Source organism: Corynebacterium sp. 122RC1, from assembly GCF_024580955.1.
In the GTDB taxonomy this organism is placed as follows: Bacteria; Actinomycetota; Actinomycetes; order Mycobacteriales; family Mycobacteriaceae; genus Corynebacterium; species Corynebacterium kozikiae.
Genome location: NZ_JANIKD010000002.1, coordinates 34,262 through 56,400, shown reverse-complemented (window position 1 = coordinate 56,400; position 22,139 = coordinate 34,262). Strand labels below are relative to the sequence as shown.

The 22,139-nt window shown below is 62.8% G+C and carries 23 protein-coding genes; 6 read left to right on the top strand and 17 right to left on the bottom strand.

Features of this window, described 5'->3' with window-relative positions:
- Window positions 1–77: 77 nt before the first annotated feature.
- The 3 genes from proC to NQ050_RS01160 all read right to left on the bottom strand — a co-directional run bounded on the left by proC (window position 78) and on the right by NQ050_RS01160 (window position 2,717).
- Window positions 78–896, bottom strand: coding sequence for a pyrroline-5-carboxylate reductase (gene proC / locus NQ050_RS01170; RefSeq protein WP_257037419.1), 819 nt, complete (start codon window positions 894–896; stop codon window positions 78–80).
- Window positions 897–969: 73 nt separating this feature from the next.
- On the bottom strand, window positions 970–1,758 hold the full coding sequence (locus NQ050_RS01165; RefSeq protein ID WP_257037418.1) for a hypothetical protein: 789 nt from the start codon (window positions 1,756–1,758) through the stop codon (window positions 970–972).
- On the bottom strand, window positions 1,755–2,717 hold the full coding sequence (locus tag NQ050_RS01160) for a Ppx/GppA phosphatase family protein (protein WP_257037417.1): 963 nt from the start codon (window positions 2,715–2,717) through the stop codon (window positions 1,755–1,757). Before NQ050_RS01160 ends, NQ050_RS01165 begins: the two co-directional genes overlap by 4 nt.
- Window positions 2,718–2,750: 33 nt before the next feature.
- Between NQ050_RS01160 and NQ050_RS01155 the strand changes: the two genes are divergently transcribed.
- Window positions 2,751–3,647 (top strand): hypothetical protein, encoded by an 897-nt coding sequence (locus NQ050_RS01155; RefSeq protein WP_373456387.1) that lies wholly within the window; start codon window positions 2,751–2,753, stop codon window positions 3,645–3,647.
- A gap of 4 nt (window positions 3,648–3,651) precedes the next feature.
- Here the strand turns inward: NQ050_RS01155 and NQ050_RS01150 are convergent, their stop codons facing one another.
- From NQ050_RS01150 to mshA, 4 genes are all read right to left on the bottom strand, one after another.
- Entirely contained in the window at window positions 3,652–4,341 is a 690-nt protein-coding gene (locus tag NQ050_RS01150; protein ID WP_257037414.1) for a response regulator transcription factor, read from the bottom strand.
- 2 nt (window positions 4,342–4,343) lie between these two features.
- Window positions 4,344–5,570: an ATP-binding protein gene (locus NQ050_RS01145; RefSeq protein WP_257037413.1), complete on the bottom strand. Its 1,227-nt coding sequence runs from the start codon at window positions 5,568–5,570 to the stop codon at window positions 4,344–4,346.
- Window positions 5,571–5,618: 48 nt separating this feature from the next.
- Window positions 5,619–6,362, bottom strand: coding sequence for a phosphoglyceromutase (locus NQ050_RS01140; RefSeq protein WP_257037412.1), 744 nt, complete (start codon window positions 6,360–6,362; stop codon window positions 5,619–5,621).
- A 64-nt stretch (window positions 6,363–6,426) separates the two neighbouring features.
- Entirely contained in the window at window positions 6,427–7,683 is a 1,257-nt protein-coding gene (gene mshA / locus NQ050_RS01135; protein WP_257037411.1) for a D-inositol-3-phosphate glycosyltransferase, read from the bottom strand.
- 105 nt (window positions 7,684–7,788) lie between these two features.
- Between mshA and NQ050_RS01130 the strand changes: the two genes are divergently transcribed.
- Window positions 7,789–9,498: a long-chain-fatty-acid--CoA ligase gene (locus tag NQ050_RS01130; RefSeq protein ID WP_257037410.1), complete on the top strand. Its 1,710-nt coding sequence runs from the start codon at window positions 7,789–7,791 to the stop codon at window positions 9,496–9,498.
- Here the strand turns inward: NQ050_RS01130 and NQ050_RS01125 are convergent.
- The gene (locus NQ050_RS01125) at window positions 9,479–10,552 is read right to left on the bottom strand and encodes a UDP-N-acetylmuramate dehydrogenase (protein WP_373456386.1); all 1,074 of its coding nucleotides are present in this window, start codon (window positions 10,550–10,552) and stop codon (window positions 9,479–9,481) included. The genes NQ050_RS01130 and NQ050_RS01125 overlap by 20 nt on opposite strands.
- 23 nt (window positions 10,553–10,575) lie before the next feature.
- On the opposite strand from NQ050_RS01125, the gene NQ050_RS01120 reads away from it, so the two are divergent.
- Genes NQ050_RS01120 through NQ050_RS01110 form a run of 3 tightly spaced genes read left to right on the top strand, consistent with a single transcriptional unit; the run spans window position 10,576 to window position 12,653 of the window.
- Entirely contained in the window at window positions 10,576–11,061 is a 486-nt protein-coding gene (locus tag NQ050_RS01120) for a DUF2505 domain-containing protein (RefSeq protein ID WP_257037409.1), read from the top strand.
- A 5-nt stretch (window positions 11,062–11,066) separates the two neighbouring features.
- Window positions 11,067–11,879, top strand: a complete 813-nt coding sequence (locus tag NQ050_RS01115) for a class I SAM-dependent methyltransferase (protein WP_257037408.1) — start codon at window positions 11,067–11,069, stop codon at window positions 11,877–11,879.
- 36 nt (window positions 11,880–11,915) lie between these two features.
- Window positions 11,916–12,653 (top strand): DUF2993 domain-containing protein, encoded by a 738-nt coding sequence (locus NQ050_RS01110; protein ID WP_257037407.1) that lies wholly within the window; start codon window positions 11,916–11,918, stop codon window positions 12,651–12,653.
- A 2-nt stretch (window positions 12,654–12,655) separates the two neighbouring features.
- On the opposite strand, the gene NQ050_RS01105 is transcribed toward NQ050_RS01110, so the two are convergent.
- From NQ050_RS01105 to NQ050_RS01070, 8 genes are all read right to left on the bottom strand, one after another.
- Entirely contained in the window at window positions 12,656–13,774 is a 1,119-nt protein-coding gene (locus NQ050_RS01105; RefSeq protein WP_257037406.1) for an HNH endonuclease signature motif containing protein, read from the bottom strand.
- A 72-nt stretch (window positions 13,775–13,846) separates the two neighbouring features.
- On the bottom strand, window positions 13,847–14,356 hold the full coding sequence (locus NQ050_RS01100; RefSeq protein ID WP_257037405.1) for a hypothetical protein: 510 nt from the start codon (window positions 14,354–14,356) through the stop codon (window positions 13,847–13,849).
- Between the two features lie 16 nt (window positions 14,357–14,372).
- Complete coding sequence (locus tag NQ050_RS01095) at window positions 14,373–14,663, bottom strand: DUF2516 family protein (RefSeq protein WP_257037404.1); 291 nt, start codon at window positions 14,661–14,663, stop codon at window positions 14,373–14,375.
- Window positions 14,664–14,683: 20 nt separating this feature from the next.
- Window positions 14,684–15,982 (bottom strand): DUF445 domain-containing protein, encoded by a 1,299-nt coding sequence (locus NQ050_RS01090; RefSeq protein ID WP_257037403.1) that lies wholly within the window; start codon window positions 15,980–15,982, stop codon window positions 14,684–14,686.
- 80 nt (window positions 15,983–16,062) lie between these two features.
- A complete protein-coding gene (locus tag NQ050_RS01085; RefSeq protein ID WP_257037402.1) occupies window positions 16,063–16,407 on the bottom strand; it encodes a hypothetical protein in 345 nt (114 codons plus the stop codon).
- A gap of 80 nt (window positions 16,408–16,487) precedes the next feature.
- Window positions 16,488–17,237: a succinate dehydrogenase/fumarate reductase iron-sulfur subunit gene (locus tag NQ050_RS01080; protein ID WP_257037401.1), complete on the bottom strand. Its 750-nt coding sequence runs from the start codon at window positions 17,235–17,237 to the stop codon at window positions 16,488–16,490.
- Entirely contained in the window at window positions 17,237–19,252 is a 2,016-nt protein-coding gene (locus NQ050_RS01075) for a fumarate reductase/succinate dehydrogenase flavoprotein subunit (RefSeq protein WP_257037400.1), read from the bottom strand. Before NQ050_RS01075 ends, NQ050_RS01080 begins: the two co-directional genes overlap by 1 nt.
- A 19-nt stretch (window positions 19,253–19,271) precedes the next feature.
- The gene (locus NQ050_RS01070) at window positions 19,272–20,033 is read right to left on the bottom strand and encodes a succinate dehydrogenase cytochrome b subunit (protein ID WP_257037399.1); all 762 of its coding nucleotides are present in this window, start codon (window positions 20,031–20,033) and stop codon (window positions 19,272–19,274) included.
- 391 nt (window positions 20,034–20,424) lie between these two features.
- On the opposite strand from NQ050_RS01070, the gene ramB reads away from it, so the two are divergent.
- Window positions 20,425–21,837, top strand: coding sequence for an acetate metabolism transcriptional regulator RamB (gene ramB / locus NQ050_RS01065; RefSeq protein ID WP_257037398.1), 1,413 nt, complete (start codon window positions 20,425–20,427; stop codon window positions 21,835–21,837).
- Between the two features lie 43 nt (window positions 21,838–21,880).
- On the opposite strand, the gene NQ050_RS01060 is transcribed toward ramB, so the two are convergent.
- Window positions 21,881–22,048 (bottom strand): DUF6767 domain-containing protein, encoded by a 168-nt coding sequence (locus NQ050_RS01060; RefSeq protein WP_257037397.1) that lies wholly within the window; start codon window positions 22,046–22,048, stop codon window positions 21,881–21,883.
- Between the last annotated feature and the right edge of the window lie 91 nt (window positions 22,049–22,139).

The following is a 22,139-nucleotide window of genomic DNA, read 5'->3' as shown; positions in this document are numbered from 1 at the left end:
TTCACAAATGGCCAATTGTCACGCTTTTCACACCTGTAACGGCACCCTCACCAGCACCTTTGGTGTTCATGAGGGGGTTACCCCAATTCTTTATTCCTTTGCGCACACGCCTCCGCCGCCCGGTACACCGCCCCGCGAAGCCCGGACTCCTCCAATTCGCGCAGCGCCGCGATGGTGGTCCCCGCGGGCGAGGAGACGTTGGCCCGCAGTGTCGCTGGCTCCTCCCCCAGCTCCGCGAGCATCTTGCCCGCGCCGGCGGCGCTGGAGACCGCGAAACGCTTGGCGACGTCGCGAGGCAATCCCAACGACACCCCAGCGTCGATGAGGGCCTCGGTGAACAGGAAGTAGTACGCCGGAGCTGAGCCGGAGAGCGCCACCACGGCGTCCATCTCGGATTCCTCGATCACCGTAACCTCGCCGACTTTCTCCAGCAGCTCGGTGACAAGTTCCACGTCCTCCTCGCGGGCAAAGCGCCCAGGCGCCACGGCAGACATGCCCGCCCCCACGAGCATCGGAGTATTCGGCATCACCCGCACCACCGGCGAGCCCGCGGCGAGCACCTCCTCCATGGCGGCGTTCGTCACGCCCGCGGCCATGGACACCACCACGGTGTTGGCGTTGTTGTCGATGGTCTGCGCGACCTCCTCCAGCAGGCCCACGATCTGCTTGGGCTTGACGCAGAGGAAGACCACATCGGCGTCGCTGGCAGCGCCGTTGTTGTCCGTCATGGGCACCACGCCGTAGCGCTCTTCGAGTGCCTGCCCAGTGGCCTCGGTGCGGTTGGTCACGTGAATGTCCTTAGGATTCACGCCGCCAGCCACCAGGCCCGCGATCAGCGCCTCGCCGATCTTCCCGCCGCCGAGGATTGCAATGGACAAAGAAGTTGCAGATGTCATGGAATCCACCGTAGCGAAAAGCAAACGGCGCCGTGACCATTCACAGTCACAGCGCCGTCGGCAAGAAGTGCGATCAGACCACCAATGCGGGCCCGAAGGTCATCAACAGGCCAGCCACGGCGGCGAGCACCTTGTTGAACTTGTCATTCTCCGTGCGCATCACATGGACCACACCCACATACGCAGCCACTACGAGCAGCGCGAGCACCACCACCACAGGCGTGCTCAAATTACCCCACAGCCACTCGAAGACCTTGAACACGGCGGCACCGAGGATCGTGCCCACCGCGGCCATCAGCAGAACCACCCCGAGGGCGGGTTTTTCTGGGGCAGCGGTTCCGACGTCGGCAGCCCCCTCATGAGCATCGAGATCCGCTGCGGCGTCACCTTCCTGCTCAGCAGGGGCGGGCTCTCGCACGGCGGTGGCGGCTGGTACCGGAGCCGGAGTGGGAGTGGGAGCTGGGGTTTGGGTTGGCGCTGGAGTTGACACCGCCTTGAAGGAGCCGGTGGTCAACCGAACGGGATCTTTTTCATCCACGACAGAAAGCACGATGGTTTCGTCGTCAGCAACCTTCGAAGGCGCCTTCTCCGGCTCCGCTGGTGCTACCTTGGCCGCGTTGAACGCCGGCTTCGGATTTGGTGAGGGCTTGGGTTCGGCGTGCTCCTCATCGATGGGATGGCTGGAGTGCTTCGATTCCGCCGGCTTTGCGTCCACCTTGGGGATGTTGCCCGTGAGCTCCGCTACGGAAATGCCGCCTTCTTCGAGGCTACGGCGCCGGCGTCGGCGGGTCGACTCCCCCTCGCCGGCCGCCTTGCCGGACCGAGCCAGCAGCTCGGCAACCGTCAGTTGCTTCTCGGTCATGCCTCGGTACCTCCTTGATTGTCCAATACAGTATCTAACCCTTGCTCCATGCGGCGCAAAATCACGCCCTCGCGCAATGCCCAAGGGCAAATCTCAAGCCTTTCAATCCGCAGCGCACGCATAGCAGCCTCCGCGACCAACGCACCCGCCACGATCTGATGAGACCGGCTCGAGCTCACTCCCTCCAATTCTGCCCTGTCTGCAGCCGTCATGCGGGAAATAAACGCGATAAGCTGCCGCAAACCTGGCGCAGTGAGCGTGCGAGTCACGTATGGGCCTTCTGATGAGGGGGCCGCGCCGGTGAGGCGTGCCAACGTCCGGAAGGTCTTGGACGTGCCCGCCGCAACGCGCGCTTCGCCGTGAGCCCGGATCCCCTTGGCCGCGTCGACAAGCTCCGCATCAATGTAGTCGCGCAGCAGGTTGATTTTCTTGCGCTCCGGCGGGTCCGTATCGAACCAGTTGTGCGTGAGCCGCGCCGCGCCCAGATCCAGGGAAAACGCGGCATCCGGCAGTTCCTCAGCACCAGTGGAGAGCTCCAGGGAACCGCCGCCGATGTCCAGGTTGATGATGCGACCGGCGGACCAGCCGTACCAGCGGCGAACCGCGAGGAAGGTCAGGCGGGCCTCGTCAGGGCCGGAGAGGATCTCCAGGCGCACGCCGGTTTCCTGCTCCACGGTGTCCAGCACAGCGTCAGAATTCGTGGCGGAACGCACCGCCGACGTAGCGAAGGGCATCAGCTCCGCGCAGCCCAACTGCGTGGCAAGCTGAGAGGCTTCCGCAACAGAATCGACGAGCTTCTGCACGCCCTTGGCGTCGATCGCACCGTCCGCGTCAAGGTACTCCACCAAGCGCAGTGGGGTCTTCCAATCGCTCATCGCAGTAGGCCGACCACCCTGCTTGGCATCGACCGCAACCATATGGACCGTGTTACTTCCCACGTCCAGCACACCTAATCTCACGGTTTAAGGTTAGACGGTATAGCCTAGGAAAGTGTGAATCAGCCCAGCAAAAAATCTACCCCCGCAAAGGTTTCCTTAGGATTTCCACAGGCTTCACCTGCGGGAATGTCCATTTTGAGCGGAAATGAAACACCGCCGGATTTTCCTCGCGAATGGTACGAATTCACCGACCCAGCAGACCCAGATCACCTCTTTGCAATCGATCTCACCTGGCTGGAATCACACTACGCCTGCCAATTTGGCACGAGCGCCTGCAAGGGCATCAGCGCCGAAGCCCCCGACGTTGGCTGTTGCGTCCACGGCGCCTTCCTCACCGATGAAGAGGACCGCGCCCAACTTCACGACGCCGTCACCCGCATGCCCGCCCGCTTCTGGCAACACCGCGACGCCGTGCTCGCACGAGCCACCCACGCCAATACCGCTGCAGACCTGGAGCCCTGGTTGGAATGGGACACCCTGGACAACGACGAAGGCGAGCCCGAACCCGCCCTCCGCACCTCCCTCATGAACAACGCCTGCGTGTTCGCCAATCGCGAAGGCTGGGGAACTGGCCCCGGCTGCGCCATCCACCAATGGGCTGTCCATGAGGGGGAGGATTTGACTGTGGTGAAACCCGAAGTCTGCTGGCAGCTCCCCGTCCGCCGCATCGAGGCATACGAAACCCGGCCCGACGACCACGAAATCCTCCGCACCACCATCACGGAATACGACCGCCGTGGCTGGGGCTCAGGCGGCGAGGACTTCGACTGGTACTGCAGCAGCGCACCCGGCTGCCACACCTCGGACAAACCGCTGTGGCAAACGATGCAAGCCGAACTCATCGCCCTCATGGGCAATGCGGGTTTCGACGCCCTCAAGGCCCATCTGTTGGCACGGCAGAGCAGGGGCGTTTCGGGTTTCGTGGCTCACCCTGCTGACCCGTGCTCATGAGGGGCTAGGCTTCGAACTTGTACCCCAGCCCACGCACCGTGATGAGGTTGATCGGGTGCTTGGGGTCCACCTCGATTTTGGAGCGCAGGCGCTTGACGTGGACGTCGAGGGTTTTGGTGTCGCCAACATAGTCGGCGCCCCAGATGCGGTCAATGATCTGGCCGCGGGTGAGCACCCGCCCAGAGTTGCGCATGAGGTATTCGAGGAGGTCGAACTCCTTAAGCGGCATGGCCACCTCCGCGCCGTCCACGGAAACGGTGTGGCGCTCTACGTCCATCCGGACACGGCCGCCGGCCAGGATCTGCTCATGTTCTTCCTCATGGACAGGTACCTCGCCTCCACGGCGCAGGACGGCGCGCACACGGGCGATGAGCTCCCGGGAGGAGTATGGCTTGGTGACGTAGTCGTCGGCCCCCAGCTCTAGGCCTACAACCTTGTCAATCTCCGAGTCGCGGGCGGTCACCATAATGACCGGGACATGGGAGACGGCACGCAGCCGCTTGCAGACGTCGGTACCTGACATCCCCGGAAGCATGAGATCGAGCAGCACGATGTCTACCTCATTGCGCTCGAATTCGATGAGGGCGGTGGGGCCGTCGCCGGCGACGATCACTTCAAAGCCCTCTTTCTTGAGCAGGAAGGCAAGGGGATCAGCGAGGGACTCTTCATCCTCGACGAGCAGAATGGTGGTCATTGCTACTTGTCCTTTCGGCGCGCGCCCACCGCGCGCAGGGTGAGGTCAGGCTCAAGCGTGGGGCGCTCAGGCTCAGTGGTGGTGTTGGAACGATTGTAGATGGGCAACTCGATAGTAAATGTAGAACCAGTGCCAAGGCGAGACCAAAGCTTGATATCTCCCCCGTGATTCGCCGCAACGTGCTTCACAATGGCAAGGCCCAGACCCGTGCCGCCGGTAGAACGCGAGCGGGCCTTATCCACCCTGAAGAAGCGCTCGAACACGCGGTCCTGGTGCTCCGGAGCGATGCCAATGCCGCGATCAATCACCCGTATGAGCACAAGCTCATCATTGACCACCTTGGTGGACACAGAAACCGGCATTGAGGTGGGCGAATAGTTGATGGCATTGCTGATGAGATTGCTCACCGCGGTGATGAGCAACGAGCGGTCCCCCAGCACACTCACCCCGCCACCCCGGCGCCCCCTCAGCAGCTCAATGCCGGCGTTATCCGCGGCGAGCTTGTTGCGGTTGATGGCCTCATCCACCACCTCATCGAGCTTGACCTCTTCCATGTCCGGCAGCGCTTCGGCGCCCTGCAGCTTGGACAGGGAGATGAGCTCGTTGATCATGTCCGCGAGGCGGTGGGCTTCCTTGTTGATCCGGTTGCCAAAGTATTCCACCTGCTCACGATCATCGGAGGCCTCCACGATTGCCTCCGCGAGCAACGCCATGCCCCCAACTGGCGTTTTGAGCTCATGAGAGACGTTGGCAACGAAGTCTCGCCGCGCAGACTCCATACGGCGCGACTCCGACTCATCCGTGGAGTACACCACCACGAAGCGGTCATCAACGAGGGTCAGGGGCTTCACGACGGCGCGTACGCTCGTAATCCGCTGGCCCACCCGGCGATGTGCGGTAGACATTTCCAAGACGTGGGTTTCCTCGTCCTGGAAGGACTGTCTCGCTGCCTCCCACACCTGCTCGTTGATGGTGCGTTCATGCACCACGCCCATCTCGTGGGCTCGGGCGTTGGAGAGAAGCACGGTCCCTGTGCGATCCACTACCGTCACCCCTGTTGGCGAACCCTGCACGGTGAGGTGCAGCATCTGGGAGACGGTGGTGACTTGGTTTTCAGTGAGCGTTGCCGCCGCGCGGTACCTGCGCAGTCTGCTCCGGAACCACTGAAACGTAGGTAGGGCGAGGCCCATGAGGACCACGCCCAACAAGAATGCGGCGAAAACTGCCACTGTTATCGGCTACCAGCTATCGGCTATCGGATATCAGCAAGCCAGGACTTACTTACCCTGGGCGGCTACCGCTGCGGCGCCTGCTGCTGCGGCCTCTGGGTCGAGGTAGGTGCCACCTGGGTTGAGTACGGTGCCTTCTGCATCGAGCTCGTACACCAGCGGAATACCCGTTGGGATGTTGAGCTCTGCGATGTCCGCATCAGAGATGTTGTCCAGGTGCTTGACCAGCGCGCGCAGGGAGTTGCCGTGGGCAGCGATCAGCACGGTCTCGCCGCGCTTTGCACGAGGCAGGATCTCTTCTTCGAAGTAAGGCACGAAGCGCTCCACTACGTCCTTGAGGCACTCGGTCTGTGGGACGGAGTCCAGGTTTGCGTAGCGGACGTCGCCGGCCTGGGAGAACTCGTTGTCATCCTCCAGCACTGGCGGTGGGGTGTCGTAGGAACGACGCCACGCCATGAACTGCTCCTCGCCGAACTTCTCCAGCGTCTCGGCCTTGTTCAGGCCCTGAAGCGCGCCGTAGTGGCGCTCATTGAGGCGCCAATCGCGCACCACTGGGATCCAGTGGCGGTCAGCGGCATTCAGCGCAATGTTTGCGGTGCGGATAGCGCGGCGCAGCAGGGAGGTGTAGACCACCTCAGGAAGCACACCAGTTTCCTTCAGCAGCTCGCCGCCACGCTTTGCCTCTGCCTCACCTTGTGCGGTGAGGTTCACGTCCACCCAACCGGTGAACTGGTTGGAAGCGTTCCATTCGCTTTGGCCATGGCGGAGAAGAATCAGTTTTCCTTGAGTCATGCCCACAAGTTTGCCATCTTTTCGCACCCGCGGCAGCTCGGAGTGACATTTCCCCCAACCAGCCCTACCCGTGCGCCTGACGCTCCTGCTCACCGCCCTCAGCTTCCCATGAGGAGAGGACATCTGAATAAATCCCCGCCAACACCGCCGCCGAAGCCGCCCAAGAATAGTTATTGGCGTGCCGCACAGCATCTACGCCCATGCGGATGCGGGTGGCGTCGTCGTCGAGCAACTGCCCCAGCGCCTCCGCCCAGTCCGCGGACTCATGCCCCGTAACCAGCACGCCCGTCTCACCCTCCACCACGGCAATGGGAAGCCCGCCGACGCGCGCAGCCACCACCGGGGTCCCCGAGGCCTGCGCCTCCATGGCAACAAGGCCGAAGGACTCATTGTAGCTGGGCACAGCGACGACGTCCGCAGCGCGGTACACACTCACCAGCTCCTCCGGGGGTCGCGGCTCCAGAAAACGGACGATGTGGCTCACCCCTTCGCTGTGCGCGAGGTGTTGGTAGTGCGCGAGGTTCGCCGCCGCGCCAGACGCGCCGCCGCAGATGAGCACGCGCAGGTTGCGCTGCGGCTGCTCCCTCATGAGCTCCCCCACCGCACGTATGAGCACATGCGGGCCTTTGAACTCCTGGAGCCGACCCACAAACGCCACCACCTTGGCATGCAGCGGGATGCCCAACTCCCGGCGCGCGCGTTCGGTGTTGCGCTCAGTGCCGGGGGTGAACACCTCCACATCTGTGCCGGGGGTCATGACTTGGATTTTCTCCGGGTTGGCATCGTAGTGGTACACAAGGTCGCTGTGTTCTTCGGTGGTGTTGACCACCAGGGCGTTGGCGTTGTCCACCAGCTGCTGCTCGCAGATGCGGCGGGCCTCGGACTCGCTGGAGCCGGACCAGTTTTTCACCGCAGCCAGGGTGTGCGCGGTGTGCACGAGCGGGATGCTCCAGATATCGCGCAGCAGCCAACCCACTTGACCCGAAAGCCAGTAGTGGGAGTGGATGAGGTCATACTCCACCTGTTCGCGTCGGACGTGCTGCACCACCCCGCCGGAGAAGGCGGCGAGCTGCGTGGGAAGCTCCTCCTTGGCTAATCCTTCATACGGGCCGGCGACGATGTTAATCACCCGCAGCCGAGGCGCCACCTGCACCACCTCGCCCTGGCTTTGGCGGGTAGCGCGGGTGAACACGTCCACCTCCATGCCCTGCTTTGCCAGTTGCTTTGCAACATTTAGGACATAGACGTTCATGCCGCCGGCGTCACCCGAACCGGGCTGCTCTAGCGGCGAGGTATGCATGGAAATCATTGCGATGCGCATGGTTTCCATCCTAAACAACCCCCCGTATGAGAAAACATGAGGGTAAGCTCTAATTTCAATCGTGCTCGCGCACCGAACGATATTCATGAGAGGAACCACTCAAATATGTCCCAAGCATTTGAGACCAAAGCCTGGCTGGAGCACTACGGGGATTGGACGCCGCATTCCTTGGAATACGGTGATACCACCTTGCTGGATTGCTACGACAATAACCTCGCCCTCAACGGCGACAAGCCCGCAACCGCATTCTTTGGCCGCCAAATGTCCTACAACGAATTGGATAAGCAGGTGCGCGGCGCCGCAGCCGGACTTCGGGCCTTGGGTGTGCGCCCCGGTGACTGCGTCGTCATTGCTCTGCCCAACTGCCCGCAGCACATCGTTGCCTACTGGGCGGTGTTGAAGCTCGGCGCGATCGTGGTGGAGCACAACCCGCTCTACACTGCCCACGAGCTGGAGGCGCCGTTCAACGACCACAAGGCGCGCGTAGCAATTGTGTGGGACAAGGCCGTTGCCACCCTGGAGAAGCTGCGTCACACCACCCCTCTGGAGACGATCGTCTCGGTGAACATGATCGAAGCCATGCCAAAGGTACAGCAGCTCGCCCTGCGCCTGCCGATCCCGGCGATCAAGAAGAAGCGCGACCAGCTCCACGGCACCGCGCCGCGCTCCATCCCCTTCAACGTCCTCATGGAAGCAGCCCTCGGCGGGCAGGGCGAGGACCTGGAATCCAACCCGGAGGTCACCAAGGACAGCATCGCGCTGATCCTCTACACCTCCGGCACTACTGGCTCCCCGAAGGGCGCGCAGCTCAGCCACGGCAACCTCTTTGCCAACCTGCTGCAGGGCAAGGCGTGGGTGAAGGGCCTGGGCAACCAAGACGAACGTATGCTCGGCGCGCTGCCGCTGTTCCACGCGTACGGCGTGACCATCGTGATGAACCTGGCGATCTACGTGGGCGCCTGCGTGGAGTTGCTCCCCGCGCCGCAGATCCCGCTGATTATGAAGGTCATGAAGAAGCGCACCCCCACCTGGGTTCCGGGTGTGCCCACGCTCTATCAAAAGATTGTCGACGCCGCCAAGGCCGAAGGCATCAACATCAACGGCGTGCGCAACTCCTTCTCCGGGGCATCCACGCTGCCTACCTCCACGGTTGAGCAGTGGGAGGAGCTCACCGGCGGCCTGTTGGTGGAAGGCTACGGCCTCACCGAAACCGGCCCAATCATCACGGGCAATCCGATGTCCTCAGACCGCCGCCCAGGCTACGTCGGCATCCCATTCCCCGACACCGAGATCCGCATCGCCAACCCAGACAACCCCTCCGAGACGCAGCCCGACGGCACCGAGGGGGAGGTGCTCGTGAGGGGTCCCCAGGTCTTCCAGGGCTATCTCAACCAGCCTGAGGCGACCGCCGCGAGTTTCCATGAGGGGTGGTACCGCACTGGTGACGTCGGCGTAATGGAATCCGACGGCTTCATCCGCCTAGTCGCCCGCATCAAGGAAGTGATCATCACCGGCGGCTTCAACGTCTACCCAGCGGAAGTGGAAGAGGTGCTCAACGGACACCCAGACGTCAGCGACTCCGCCGTGGTAGGCCTCCCCCGCCCCGACGGCTCCGAAAACGTAGTGGCCGCCATCACCCTGCGCCAAGGCGCCGCGCTGGACCCCGAGGGCCTCAAGCAGTACTGCCGCGAGAACCTCACCCGCTACAAGGTGCCGCGCACCTTCTACCACTTCGACGAACTCAACCGCGACCTCACCGGCAAAATCCGCCGCCGCGAGGTCCAGGCCGAGATCATCAATCGCTCGTCGAAATAGGCGGCAGCTCCACGCCCACCCATACAGGCTCGGGCACCAACTCCACCCCATAGGCGCGGTACACGCCATCGCGGACCTCAGCGGCCAACGCCACAAGGTCCGCGGTCGTGGCCGCGCCTCTGTTCGTCAGGGCCAACGTGTGCTTGGTAGACAAACGCGCGGGCGCCCCCTCGCCGGGGTAGCCCTTGGGGAAGCCGGAATGCTCGATGAGCCAGGCCGCCGAGAGCTTGACCATCCCCTCATCAGCAGGGAACTCCGGCCCTCCCTCATGGACTTGTCCATGAGGGAGGATTGGGTTGGTAAAGAAGGACCCAGCAGACCAGGTGTCGTGATCCTCGGGGTCGTACACCATGCCCTTGCCCCGTCGCAGCGCGAGCACGGATTCGCGCACTTCGGCTACGGGCCTGCGCTCGTCGGGAAGCTCTCCGTAGCGCAGCGGGGCGGAGAGGCCGTCGGTGCGCAGCTGCAGCTCCACGGCCAGCACCACGGCTCGGTTGGTGAATTTGAGGTTGGAATGGCGGTAGGAAAGGTCCAGGGAGCTGGCGGGATGCCAGCCGACGTCACCAGTGCGGCGGTCGTACAGCTTGACCCGCGTGAGCACATCGGCGATCTCCACCCCATAGGCGCCCACGTTTTGGACCGGCGTCGCGCCGACTGAGCCGGGGATGCCCGAGAGGCACTCGATGCCGCCGAGGCCCAGCTCCACGCTCAACTCCACGACCTCGTCCCACACCGCGCCCGCCTCAGCCACCAGCACACCCGTGGCCGGGTTCACCTCAACCCCATCGAACGCCAGCAGCACTGCAACGACCGGCACCTGGCCGTCGGCAATCACCAAGTTCGAGCCGCCGCCGACGATGAGGACCTCGGCCTTGGCGGTGTCGAGGAGCCTCAGCACCCCCGCCAGCGCCTCCCCCTCATGAACACGCACCGCCGCAAGCGGCGCCCCGCCGAGGTGCAACGTGGTGAGCTCCGCAAAGCGCACATCCACCAGCTCAGCACCGGAAATGCCCTCTACTTGCGCCAAAACATCTGCCAGATCTTCGTAAGTCACCCCATAAACGGTAGTCTGAATGCATGACTACGCGAAGCGAAAACACCGCAACCATCGGCCACCCATTGGAAAAAGTTCAACAGGCCTTCGCCTCCGCAGACTACTGGAGCTACATCGCAGCCAACCTCAGCCCCGAGCCAGGCGAACTCCACGAACTCACCAACACCGACGGCACCACCACCGCCGTCCTCTACGAAGTCCTGCCACTCGACATCCTCCCCGAAGCCGTCCGCGGCATGATCAGCCAGGCGCTTAAGGTCAAGCGCGTTGTCACCGTCGGCTCGCAGATCGCCTACACCGCCGACGTTAAGGGCACCCCCGTCGACTTCTCCGGCACCATCACTCCGCAATCCGACGGCACCACCACCACACTCACCTACGCCAACGAAATCACCGTCAACATCCCATTCATGGGCCCAGCCATCGAACCCAAAGTTGGCGAAGCACTCGCAGAGCTCTTCCAAAACGAAGCCAACCTCACCACCGCCTGGATCAGCGACAACCTCTAACACCCATGGCCGACCACGCCCACAACCTCCGCACCGACTTCAGCGGTGGCCAACGACGGCCGATAGGCGTCATCACCAGGGGGACGACGGGGCACAATCGGCTGCGGCGGGCCGACCGCTGGATCGCCCACTCCCCCCTCATGAACAAACTCATGAGGGGGGCTACTCATCCGCTGGCCATCGACCTCGGCTACGGCGCCAGCCACACCACCACGGTTGAATGGGCGCGCTGGCTGCGCGGGATGCGCCCTGACGTGCGCGTCATCGGCCTAGAGATCCACCCCGACCGCGTCCTCCCCCCTCATGAAGGCGTGGAGTTCCAGCTCGGAGGCTTCGAGCTTGCCGGCCACCGCCCACACCTGGTGCGAGCCTTTAACGTGCTGCGCCAGTACGACGTCGACCAGGTCGAACACGCATGGGCCACCATCACCTCCCACATGCACCCCACCGGCCTGCTGGTGGAAGGCACCTGCGATGAACTCGGCCGCCGCTGCTCATGGATCACCATTTCCCATGAGGGGCCGCTGAGCTTGACACTCGCCTGGGACCCCTTCGACGTCACCCAACCCAGCGACGTCGCCGAACGCCTCCCCAAAGCCCTCATCCACCGCAACACCCCAGGTAACCGCATCCACAAGCTCCTCCAGCACGCCGACGACGCCTGGCGCCGCACGGCCGCCCTCGCACCCTACGGCCCCAGGGTGCGCTGGCGCCAAGCCCACACCACCCTCATCAACGAAGGCGTCCCCCTCGTCCCACAACGACGCCCCCTGCGCGACTGCGTGTTGACGGTGCCGTGGGACGTCGTGAAGCCCTGAACTTGTCCCTCATGAGAGTTCCCATACACTGGGGGCGTGAAATCCAAGACCACCAAAGTCGTCCTCTCGATCCTCGCCGTCCTCCTTCTGCTACTTGCGGCCGGCGAGTTTGCACTGCGCACGACGGTAAGCAACCAAATCAAATCGTCCATGGGGGAAGAGGCCAGCATCAGCTTCGGCGCCACTCCCCTCATGAGCTCGCTCATCACCAAAAACGTGCCGCACGTGGAGATTAGCAGCCCCTCCACTATCGCGATCCAGGAGAGCAATCCACCGCAAATTAGCGGTAACCCAGAGGTCCACATCAGCATCACCGACCTCGACATCTCCAATCCCGAGGCCGCCATAGCCTCCCACATGGAAATGCGGCCGGTGCTGGACAGGCAGTATCTACTGGCAACCGTCCAGCAATCCCTTACCCCTCATGAACAAGCTGATGAGGGGTATCTGCAGTCGGTATTGCAAGCGATGATCCAGGTCACCGATCTCCAACCCCGTGCCCATGAGGGCGTGTTGAGGATTGAGTTTTCCGGTGGCGCTGGCACCCTTGATTTACGCCCGAGGGTTGTTGATGAGGGGTTGGGATTTGAGGCTACGAATGTTTCCCTCATGGGCTTCGATTTGCCTGGCGTGGTCGCCGATGGGCTCACTCAAGGGCTGCGCGGGCAGGCGCAGCAGATTGGGGCGGGCCTGGAGGTGCGGCAGGCGTCGGTTACTGATGAGGGGATGGAGTTGGTGTTGGTGGGGTCGCAGGTGGATTTGTCGGCTCTGTAGCCTTACAGGGTGGGGTCGCCGAGGAATTGTTCCATTTCTCGGCGCCATCCTTTCCAGGTGACGCGGTGGTTTTGGCGGCGGCCGGGGGCGCTGGGGGTGGCGTGATGCAGGGGCGTGCCGGCGTCGTCGCGCACCATGCGACCGTTCTTTGTGCGGCCTGGGGTGTCGTCGTTACGCCCGTTGTGCACCTTGCATAGCAGCAGCATGTTGGGGGTTTCGGTGGCGCCGCCGTGGCTGAAGGCGACGATGTGGTGGAATTGGCAGCGCCAGGCGGGTTGGTCGCAGTCGGGGTGGGTGCAGATCATGGTTTCGGTGGCGAGCACGAGGCGCTGCGCGGTGTCGGCGAAGCGTTGGATGGGGAGGGCTTCGGCGCCGATTTCGCCGGTGTCGGGGTCCTGAGCAGCGACGATCACCCAGCCGGTGTCGCCGATCTCCGCGCCGTCGAGCTCAGAAAGCGGGATGCCCGCGCCGTCAGTCGTGTAGATCTTGCCGTCCTTGAAATAGCCTTCCGACGCGCGCAGGGGCAGAAACAGCGCAGGCTGGTAGGCGGGTGTCAGGGTGCCGGTGACAGCTTCTTCCATCGCGGTGGCCAATGCTTCAGACCGCGTGCACCCCTCCCTCATGAGCTCTTCCATACGGGGAGTGAGGGCCTTTTCCATACGGGTGAGGGAGTCGTCGTTGAAGGTGCCAATGAGCCTGCGCTGGCCGAGTGGGTCGGCGGCCTGTTGGGTGTGCACGCGCTGGCGGCGCGGCGGTGGCTGGGGGATTTCCTCGTTGTGGACCCCGACAATGTCATTCGCTTTCGCCCTCGCCTGCTCCACCGTCAGCCCCCGCGCGGCTTCCAAGCACTCCAGGAGCACCTGCTCCCTGCTCTTCGTGGGGCTCTTGAGATTGCGGACGGCGACCGCGCAGGCGGTGAGCGTGCCTAGATAGTGGCCGCGTGCGGCGCTGCGCACGTCGTCGGTGTCATAAAAGCGTGCCACCCAGCGCAGCTGTGTGATGTCTTTGCGTGCGACCCCAACTTCGGCCGCGAGTTGGTCGGGGGTGCGGGTGCGGAGGGCGTCGAGGATTTCGAGGAGGAGATCAATTCCGGACAGTGCATAAAGCTTGAGAATGTTCATGAGGCGAAAGATATTCGCGCGCCCAAACCGCCGGCAAAGGTGAATTCCACAGGCGAATTTCCGGCCCCTGAGCTATCCGCAGAAATCCGTGATCCATACCTCATGAGCTGGGTATTTATCCGCATCAGCGTTTTCCACAAGCAGGATCACGGGCAGGCCGGCGGCCTCCAACTCGCGCACCCCCTCATGGACAGGGCTCACAAGCGCATCGACGCCGCTGGGGCGAAGCCAGGCAGCCGCCCGCGCGAGCTCATGAGGGGTGAAAACGGTTGCGTCGAGGGCCACTGCGAGCCGCGCCGGATGCGGCACCGCCTCCCGGATCGCCACGACCTCCGAAAGGAGCTGCGTGCTGTGCTCAGCGCGCACCGCCTCACGCGTGGGCACCACCGCCACGAGCTCCGCGCCGCACTGGACAGCCAGGCGCGCTTCAGCGGCCTTGATGAGGGTATGCTGCTGCCCGTATGGATACCCTGCCCATGAGGAGGGGTTCGTGGCGTGCTGGACCAAGTGCGGCGGCACTACAAGCCCAAGCCCAAGTGTTCCCCCCTCATGAACATCTTTCGCGGTGACGTCGGGTCCCATGAGGGAGATTTTGCGGCTACCAGCCATAGTTGCCGTTGAGGATGTTGCGGATTTGCGGCCGCACGTCGAACCAGTACAGGCCGATCATCACGATGCCCACCCAGCTCAGGAACATGAGGTTCATGGCGGCGGCGAATGCGGAGCCGATCAGGATGCCGGCCCACGCCCATTTGGAGAGGCGGTCGGCGGCGGTGAAGGCGTCGTCGCGGGTGAAAAGGACCTGAGCTGCCCCAACCACGCCCGCAAGGGCGATCAGCAGAAACGGTATCTGGGCGAGCCAAGGCAGCAATGCTTGCAGGGTGTTCATGAAACCTCCATGGGGTGAGTTTAGTGGCCACCGAAGAGCACAAAGCTCACAGTGTAGATCACGAGGCCGGCGAGCGCGCCGACGATGGTGCCGTTTAGCCGAATGTACTGCAGGTCCTTACCGACCATGAGTTCAATCTTGTCACTCGCCTCATCAGCATCCCAGCGCTCGATCGTCTCTCCGATAATCGACGTCACCTCATCAGCGTAATTGTTCGCGAGAAACGCCGCAGCGCCGGTGATCCGCTGGTCGAGCTGCGCCCGGAGGGTTTCGTCGGTTTGCAAGCGCAGGCCCCAACTTTGCGCGAACTGCGCCACCTTCCCCCTCATGAGCGAATCGGGGTCCGCCGCGGAGTCCATGAGGGAGGTGGAGGCTTTGGCCCAGAGCATGCCGGCTGCGTCCTGGAGCGGGCGGGAGGCCATGATGTCTTGCTTGAGCTCCTCGACGCGCGCAATCATGGTGGGGTCTTGCTGCAGGTCGGCGGCGAACTTGTCCAGGAAGCGACGGATGGCTTGGCGGGCGTCGTGGTTGGGGTCGGCGTCGACGGCGGCGGTCCATTGGATCAGTTCGCGGTAGACCTTGTCACCCACCAGCTCGTTGACGAACTTCGGTGCCCATGAGGGGGCGCGTTCGTCGAGGAGCTCGATGATCTTCGATTCACTTCCCAGCGCCTTGCCGTGGAGCCAGTGGACAAGTTCCTGCACAATCGGCTCCGCGTGCCCCTCATCAATAAGCTGCTGAAGGAGCTTTCCGAGCGGCGGGCCCCATTCGGGTTGGGCGAGTCTGTCGATGACCCCCGCACGGATCACGGATTCGGCGTCCTTGGGGTCGAGGGCCTCCACAACATTGACAGTGAGTTTGCCCACCTGGGCGCTCACTGTGGCGGCGTTTTCCGGCTTTGACAGCCAATCTGCGATCTTTTCCGGCAACTGCGCCTGGCGGACCTTCTGCGTGATCAGCGTGGCGTTGAGGAAGTTTTCAGACACGAATCCGCTCAGCGCCTGACCCACCTGGTCCTTCTTTCGGCGCACGATTGCCGTGTGTGGGATGGGGAGCCCCAACGGGTGACGGAAGAGTGCGGTGACGGCGAACCAGTCGGCGATGCCACCGACCATCCCCGCCTCCGCCGCCGCCCTCATGAACCCTACCCATGAGGGGGTTGGGTTAGTGACGGAGGCGTACCACTGGCAACCCAGGAAAATCGCGGCCGCAACAAACAGCAGACTGGTGGCAAAGGCTTTGTGGGCTCGCAGGGTGCGGCGTCGTTCGGCCTCCACCTCCGGCGACGGGCCAGGCACGGCATTTGGTGAGGTTTGCATGCCCTCTACGGTAGGGCAAAAAGGCAGCAGCCGAGAAACCCATGAGGGGGTTCTCGGCTGCTTGGAGGTGCCGGTGAGGGTTAATTCACGCGGCCGGTCTCTGCGCGGTATGCACGGTAGAAGCGACGTCCGCGATGGATAAGGAACGCACCCAAGCCGATGAACACCACGGCGAGTACCGCGCCGATGATCATGTAGGTGCTCGCGTTCTCCTGGCTACCGACGGTGCCGGATGCGGCGCCGAACACAAGCCAGTTCAGGCCAGCCAGGGAGGCAAGCAGGAAGCCCATGCCCAACCAGGTGCTGGTGCGCTGCAGGGAAGAGTGTGGTGCGTAGAGGCTTACTGGGTCGTAGCCGTCGATGTAGTGCATACGCCCTTCGTAGACTGGGTACTCAGCGTTGTTTTGAGCAACAGTTGCGGACATGCTTCCTGGGTGCCTTTCTTGAGGGGGCCGATAATGGGTCCCACTTTACTGCGCGGGAGCCGCGCAGTAAATGGGGGTGTTTAGTGTTCCTTTGCGCTGAAGAAGGAGCGAGCGCGTTCCTTGTTGATCGCTGCGACCGCGGTCAGTGGGATGCCTGCTGGGCAGACATCGGCACACTCACCGTAGAGGGAGCAGTGGCCAAAGTTGGTTTCGAGCTCGTCAACCATCTTGCGTGCACGGCGGCCGCGCTCCTCCTTGCCCAGAGGCATCAGGGAGAGGTGCACCAGCTTTGCGCCGGTGAACAGGTGCGCAGCACCGTTCGGGCAGGCTGCCACGCAGGCGCCGCAGCCGATGCAGGCTGCGTGGTCGAGGGCGAACTCGGCCACCTGGTGGTTCAGGTGCAGGGTGTCTGCATCTGGGGCGGTGCCTGCGTTGATGGAAACATAGCCACCCTGCTCGAGGACGCGGTCCAGGGCGGAGCGGTCCACAACCATGTCCTTGATCACTGGGTATGCAGCGCTACGGAATGGCTCGATGCGGAGGGTGTCGCCATCCTTGACCGTCAGCAGACGCTGCTGGCAGGAAGGCTTGTTCTGCTCGGGACCGTGTGGGCGGCCGTTGACCATGAGGCCACAGGTGCCACAGATGCCCTCGCGGCAGTCGGAGGCAAACGCGAATGGTTCCTTGTTCTCCTCCACCAGGTTGGTGTTTACGTGGTCCAGCAGCTCCAGGATGGACATCTGCGGAACGGCGTCTTCTACTACGACCGTCTCAAAGTGACCTTCGCTGTAGGGACCGGCCTGACGCCAGATTTCAAGAGTGAGTTTCATTACTTGTAATTCCTTGTCATCAGCGGGATCGATTCGAAGACCAGTGGCTCGGCATGGCGGATGAACTCGCCTTCGCTTGCACCTGGCTCCCAGGCGGATACGAAGCACCAGTTGTCGTCGTCACGCTCTGCCTCGCCCTCAGGGGAGAGGTGGTCGTCACGGAAGTGAGCACCGCAGGACTCGTCGCGGTCAAGTGCATCCACGCACATGAGCTCGCCGAGATCCAGGTAGTCAGCAACGCGTGCGGCGTACTCGAGCACCTGGTTCATTTCGTCCTGGTTGCCGGTGATACGCATGTTTGCCCAGAAGTCTGCGCGCAGGGCACGAATTTCTTCAATGCCCTTCTTCAGACCCTCGATGTCGCGGGCCACGCCACAGTAGCGGTAGAGGATTTCACCGAGCTGGCGGTGGTAGTACTCAGGGCCGTGTGGGTTGGAGCCGTTGATGTTCATGAGGCGGTCGATGCGTGCCTGTGCGCGCTGCAGCGCTGCCTGTGCCTCCGGAGCGTCCTCGGACAGGCGCTCGGTACCCAAGTAGCCTGCGAGGAAGTTCGGGATGGTGAATGGCAGGGTGAACCAGCCGTCCACGGATGCGGAGAGCAGGGAGTTTGCGCCCAGACGGTTTGCGCCGTGGTAGGTCCAGGATGCCTCGCCGGCACAGAACAGGCCTGGGATGGAGGTCATCTCGTTGAAGTCGGTCCACAGGCCACCCATGGTGAAGTGGCAGGTTGGTGCGATGCGCATTGGGGCCTTGTATGGGTCCTCACCAATTGCCTCTTCGTACATCTGGAAGAGGTTGGAGTAGCGCTCGCGGATGGTGGACTCGCCGAGGCGCTGGATTGCGTCGCGGAAGTCCAGGTATGCGGCGTTGTGCAGCGGTCCGACGCCCAGGCCGGCGTTGATCTGCTGGGAGATGGCGCGCGAAGCGACGTCGCGGGGCACCAGGTTACCGAACGCTGGGTAGCGTCGCTCAAGGAAGTAGTCGCGCTCTTCCTCGGGGATGGTGTTCGGGTCGCGGTCGTCGTTTGGCTTCACTGGGGACCAGATGCGGCCGTCGTTACGCAGCGACTCGGACATGAGGATGGTCTTGGACTGCCACTCCGAGTTCACCGGCAGGCCGGTTGGGTGGAACTGGATGAAGGAAGGCGAAGCCAGGTATGCGCCCTGCTCGTACGCACGCATGATTGCGGATGCGTTGGAGTTCTTTGCCAGGGTGGACATGTGGTACACGTTGCCGTAGCCACCGGTAGCCAGGATCACTGCGTGGCCGGTGTGAGCGGTGAGCTCACCGGTGATCAGGTTACGCATGATCAGGCCTTCGCAGCGCTTCTGGCCGTCCTTCTCCGTGATGATGAGGTCCACCATCTCGTTGTGGGTGAAGATCTCCACGGAGCCCAGGTGAATCTGGCGCTGCAGCGCGGACGCAGTGGAAAGCTGAAGCTGCTGGCCGGTCTGACCGCGAGTGTAGTAGGTGCGGGACACCTGCACGCCACCGAAGGAACGAGTAGCCAGGGTGCCGCCGTATTCACGGGCGAATGGTGCGCCGATGGCGTTCATGTGGTCGATCACGCGAACAGACTCGATGGCCAAACGCCAGCAGTCGGACTCGCGGCCGCGGTAGTCGCCGCCCTTGACCGTGTCCTTGACGTGGCGGTAGGCGCCGTCGTTATCTACCTTCTTGCCTCGTGCGGAGTTGACACCGCCCTGAGCTGCGATGGAGTGCGCGCGGCGTGGCGCGTCGTGGTAGGTGAACGCCTTGACGTCGTAGCCGAGCTCGCCGAGGGCAGCAGCGGCTGCACCGCCGGAGAGACCGGTGCCCACGACGAGCACGCGGAACTTGCGACGGTTCAGTGGAGAGACCAACTCCATGTGGTCCTTCTGGTACTGCCACATGTCCTTGGTAGGAACACCCTTTGGCTCGTTGGCGTCCAGAACGGTACCTGGGCGAACGCCAGGAACGATGGACACAGGGTGGTTGAACTCAGGGCGAGGGGTGGTTTCAGCGTGAATGCTCATATTTGTTTACCTTTTCGTCCTAGCCGACCAAGCCGGTCGCAATAGCCAACGGGATCGAGATGTTGCCGATGAGCACCACTGCTGGGACCAGGTAAGACAGGAACAGCAGCACTGCGCGCCAGCGCTTGCCCGTGATACCGAGGTCGCTGGTAGCGAGCCAGATACCGTGGGAAAGGTGCAGGAAGAGCACCAGCATGGCGATCACGTAGAAGATGGTCACCGGCCAGCGGCTGAAGCTTGCCACCATGTTTGCGTAGACCTCGCCGTGGACGAAGACGTCGGAAGCAGCAGGAGCCACGCCAACGGTCAGGTCCAGGATGTGGAAGATGATGAAGGCAAGCAGCACAATGCCGGTCACCAGCATGGTCTTGGTGGTGAAGGAATTGAAACCACCCACGAGGTCGGTACGGCGGAACTTACCGCGGGACTGCTGCGAACGCTTGGTCAAAGCGAATGCGCCGTACACGTGCAAGATGATGGCTGCAAGCAGCACAGCTCGGAAGATCCACACAAACCAACCATGGGGCACGAGTGGGTACAGCACGTCCTGCTGCAGCCAGTGTGCGTAGTGGTCAATTGGGTGAGTTCCATCCTCGTAATGAGGCAGGAAGATCTTCAAGTTACCCACCATGTGGAACACCACGAAGCCAGCGAAGATAAGGCCAGTGATGGCCATCGTGAGCTTCAGGGCCCAGGTTGGGAAGGATGGCCGCTCGCGGAGCGGCTTTTCAGTGATTTTGCCGTGAGATACGGCCTCACGGTCGAGATTATTTACAGTCATGGCACCTCCAGTGTCGTCATTACTGTACGGCTCGCTATAGCTGCTAGACCACTCACTTTGCACCCAGGTGAGCTACCTCACAGTATTAAAAATGCCCCGTGACCTGCCAGTTAGTTAAGGCTGACCTAACTAGGTGTCCATGAGGGGGCGTTTACCGGCACTTTTGAAACCACAACAACCCCACCAGTCAATGGCGCAACACGTTTGTTGCGTAAATCCTGCCCCACCCATTCGGTATCAATCAAACGGCGGATACGGCTTTGCGGGGAATTCGTTTTTGCGCAGGCTACACCCCACCTCTCCCCTCATGGACAGCGCCGGCCCGAAGTTGCCCATGAGGGGGTGTAAAGATCTTTGCAAGCTTTGTTCGCAAATCCTTTACAGTTTCCTCATGGGAAAGACATACGTTGGCTCTAGGCTCAAGCAACTGCGCCGCGAACGCGACCTCAGCCAAGCCACCCTCGCACAAACCCTCGGGCTATCCGCAAGCTACGTGAACCAAATCGAGCACGACGTCCGGCCGCTCACGCTGTCCGTGCTCAACCGCATCACCGAGGCCTTCGGCGTGGACGCCACCTTCTTCTCCCGCGACGACAATTCGCGCCTATTCGCCGAAATCCAAGACGTGGCCCTCGACCGCGAGCTCTGCCCCACCCCCATCGAACTCCAGGACCTCCACGCCCTCGTGGAATCGCACCCTGACATCGCCCGCGCCATGGTGGACATGCACAGGCGATACCGCAACGTCCGCGACAAGCTCACCGTAGCTACCGACGTGCGCATCGCCGCAGGCAACGAGACATCAGCGCTGTCCATGCCGCACGATGAGGTCCGCGACTTCTTCTACGCCAGGCAAAACTACCTAGACTCCCTGGACCAGCGCGCCGAGGCCGTCGCCGAAGAGCTTGGCGTCACCCAATTCAACATTCGCGCCACTGAGACCGCCCTCACCCAGCGGCTGCGCAGCCGCCACGGCGTGCAGGTGGAGGCCGGTGAGGAACTCGGTGGCACCCTCCACACCTTCGACCAAGAAGCCGGAGTCATCTACCTCTCCTCCAGGCTGATCGCGGGCCAAAGGGCGTTCCGTCTGGCCGCGGAGCTCGGCTACCTCGAAGCCGGCCCCCTCATGGAAGAAGTGGTGGACACCGAGCAATTTTCCACCCCGGAGGCGAGGAATCTGGCGCTGCGCGGCGTGGCCAGCTACTTCGCGGCAGCCACCATGCTGCCCTACGGCATGTTCCACCAGGAGGCTGAGCGCTGCGGCTACGACATCGAATACTTGGGGCAAATGTTCGGCCTGGGCTACGAGACCATCTGCCACCGCCTCTCCACACTGCAGCGCCCCAACCTCCGCGGCATCCCCTTCACCTTTGTCCGCGTGGATCGAGCGGGCAACATCTCCAAGCGCCAATCCGCAACCGGGTTCCACTTCACCCATGCTGGCGGCACCTGCCCACTGTGGAATGTTTACGACACCTTCACCAATCCCGGCACCATCATGCGCCAACTCGCGCAGATGCCCGATGGCCGCAACTACCTCTGGGTAGCCCGCACCGTGCGGCACCACCAGGGCAGGTTCGGAGAAACGGGAAAGCTCTTCGCAATCGGCCTGGGCTGCGAAGCACGCCACGCCGAACGCACGGTGTACGCAAAGGGCTTTGACCTCGGTGATTTTGCCAGCGCCACCCCCATCGGCGTCGGCTGCCGCGTGTGCACCAGGCAAAACTGCGCGCAGCGGGCATTCCCCGCGATCAACCAGTCCATCTCGGTGGACCCGCACTCTTCCAACGTCGCGCCATACTAGAAGCCTTGTGCCCCGGCGCCTTGCGTCGGCACGCTCTTGTTACTCAGGCATGTTCGCGCTTAGCGCGGATCATCTCGCTGCGCAGCTCCGCGAGCTCCGGATCCGCCTTGACCAAGGCCACGAGTTGGCAGTCCTGCGGGCCATGGGCACCGGGAACGCAGAGGGTGCAGGGCTCGCCGAAGCGGATGGGGCATTTCGCATCAACGTGCATGCACTCATGCTAGCGCTACCAGGGATCGGCCCACCCCGAATAGTGGGGACGCAAAAGGCGCCAACCCCGCGAAGTTCATTCACAAACTTCA